The 2,262-nt window shown below is 60.6% G+C and carries 4 protein-coding genes; all 4 read left to right on the top strand.

Features of this window, described 5'->3' with window-relative positions:
- Window positions 1–254 (top strand): diacylglycerol kinase (locus tag WCA53_RS14215; protein WP_423911285.1); only part of this gene is annotated, 254 nt, incomplete at its 5' end.
- Window positions 255–524: 270 nt separating this feature from the next.
- Window positions 525–1,241, top strand: a complete 717-nt coding sequence (locus WCA53_RS14220) for a TetR/AcrR family transcriptional regulator (RefSeq protein WP_423911287.1) — start codon at window positions 525–527, stop codon at window positions 1,239–1,241.
- Window positions 1,241–1,825: a TIGR00730 family Rossman fold protein gene (locus WCA53_RS14225; RefSeq protein ID WP_423911289.1), complete on the top strand. Its 585-nt coding sequence runs from the start codon at window positions 1,241–1,243 to the stop codon at window positions 1,823–1,825. Before WCA53_RS14220 ends, WCA53_RS14225 begins: the two co-directional genes overlap by 1 nt.
- 15 nt (window positions 1,826–1,840) lie before the next feature.
- The coding region (locus WCA53_RS14230; RefSeq protein WP_423911292.1) for an SDR family NAD(P)-dependent oxidoreductase at window positions 1,841–2,262 on the top strand (422 nt) is incomplete at its 3' end.

Raw genomic sequence — 2,262 nt, forward strand, 5'->3', positions numbered from 1 at the left:
GCCTATTCGTGCCGGTATCGCCGGTCGAACGCGCCGCTTTATTGGCGTCGGTCCTGCTCGTGCTCATGGTGGAATTGCTTAACTCGAGCGTGGAAGCGGCGATCGACCGGATTTCGCTCGAACGCCACGAACTCTCCAAACGCGCCAAGGATTTTGGCAGCGCCGCTGTCATGCTGGCGCTCGGCGTTTGCGTACTGACGTGGGGCTTGATCGTCGGCCCCCTCCTGTTGCGATGGCTACACGCACTGGTTTGAAGACGGAGCCGGATGCGGCCTGAAGCGGCGATCAACGCGATGAATGCCCGCCTCCCCGGCCACGCATCGCGTCCCTCACGGCGGCGTCACGCGTTTTATACCCGGCGTTTGCGGCGCTGCAGAAGGTTCCAGGGGAACCATCCGTTTATAATCGTCCGATGTCCCCGCTAGTTCCGCTAGCAAGGCACCCAAGCAACTCACCGCGTTCCGGGTTCGCTACGCTGCATTCAAGCCGCCGCTCCCCGAGCCGGTCAACCAGGCCCGGACGACATGGAAGCCAAACCTCCCCGCCGCACCCGTGAACGTATTCTCGAAATGTCGTTGAAGTTGTTCAACGACATTGGCGAGCCCAATGTCACGACGACGACCATCGCCGAAGAGATGGAAATCAGTCCAGGGAACCTGTACTACCATTTCCGCAACAAAGACGACATTATCAACAGCATTTTCGCGCAGTTCGAACAGCAGATCGAAAAGCGGCTGCGCTTTCCTGAAGACCATCGTCCGACTATCGACGAACTGTGGTCGTACCTGCAGTACATGGCCGATTTCCTGTGGACGTACCGGTTTCTCTATCGGGACCTCAACGACCTGCTCGCCCGCAACCGCACGCTTGAAACACACTTCAAGCAGATCATCAGCCACAAGGTCCATTTCGCGCAGGAACTGTGCGAAGCGCTCGTCGCCGATCACGAAATGGTCGCGACCCCCGCCGAGATCAAGGTAATCGGGACCAACATGGGCGTCATCGCGACGTACTGGCTGTCGTATCAATTCGTCATGAACCCGCGCAAATACAACGAGCAGGAAGAGATACGCGCGGAATTGCATCAGGCGAGCCTGCATATCGTCTCGTTGATGGCACCCTATTTGCGCGGCCGCTCGCGGCAGATTTTCGACGACCTGGTGTCGGGGAAAATGCCGGGCCGCGTGTTTGCCGACTACCGCGCGCCGAGGGAAGACGGCGAGCCAAAGGAATCCAATTGATGAAAGCAGTCTGTGTGTATTGCGGCTCCGCGATCGGAGCCAGGCCCGTGTATGCCGAGGCCGCGAAGGCGTTCGGGCGCGCGCTGGTGGAGGCGGATCTGGCGCTGGTCTATGGCGGAGGAAGCGTCGGCTTGATGGGCACGATCGCCGACGAAGTGCTGGGTCTCGGCGGTCGCGCCATCGGCGTGATTCCGGAATTGCTGATGAGCAAGGAAGTCGGCCATGTGGGTCTGACCGAGCTTCACGTCGTGGCCGACATGCATGAGCGCAAGAAGAAGATGGCGGATTTGTCGGACGCGTTCGTGTCGATGCCCGGCGGTGTCGGCACGTTCGAAGAGCTGTTCGAGGTCTACACATGGGCGCAACTCGGCTATCACCAGAAGCCGGTCGCATTGCTGAACGTGGATGGATACTACGACCCGCTGATTGCAATGCTGCGCCACACGGTCGAAGAAGGTTTCATGCGCGCACCGTTTCTTGCCATGCTGCAGGTCGCATCCGATCCGGCGGCGATGATCGATGCATTGAGAAACTACGTGCCGCCGGTCGCCGATCGCTGGCCCGAAAAACGCGACGCAATCTGACCGGGGATCCTGGCAATGTCGAAAGTGATCTTGATCACGGGTGGAAGTCGCGGCATCGGCCGGTCGGCGGCGGTGCTGTGCGGTGCGCGCGGCTGGTCCGTCGGTGTCAATTACGCGACGAATCGCGGCGCGGCGGATGAAACGGTTGCGCTGGTCGAAGCCGCTGGCGGGCGTGCGATCGCGATTCAGGGCGATGTCGGCGAAGAGGCCGATGTGATAGCCCTGTTCGATAAAACCTCGCAGACGTTTGGCCCGATCGATGGCTTCGTCAACAACGCCGGGATAGTCGCGCCGGGTTCGGCGCTCGCGGATATGGACGTGGAGCGCATGAAACGTGTCTTTACAATCAACGTGCTCGGCGCGTATCTGGGCGCGCGTGAAGCGGCGCGCAGGTTATCGACGAAACGGGGCGGACGCGGTGGCTCGATCGTCAATGT

Origin of the sequence: Caballeronia sp. (genome assembly GCF_049581465.1) — a bacterium.
Classification (GTDB): Bacteria; Pseudomonadota; Gammaproteobacteria; order Burkholderiales; family Burkholderiaceae; genus Caballeronia.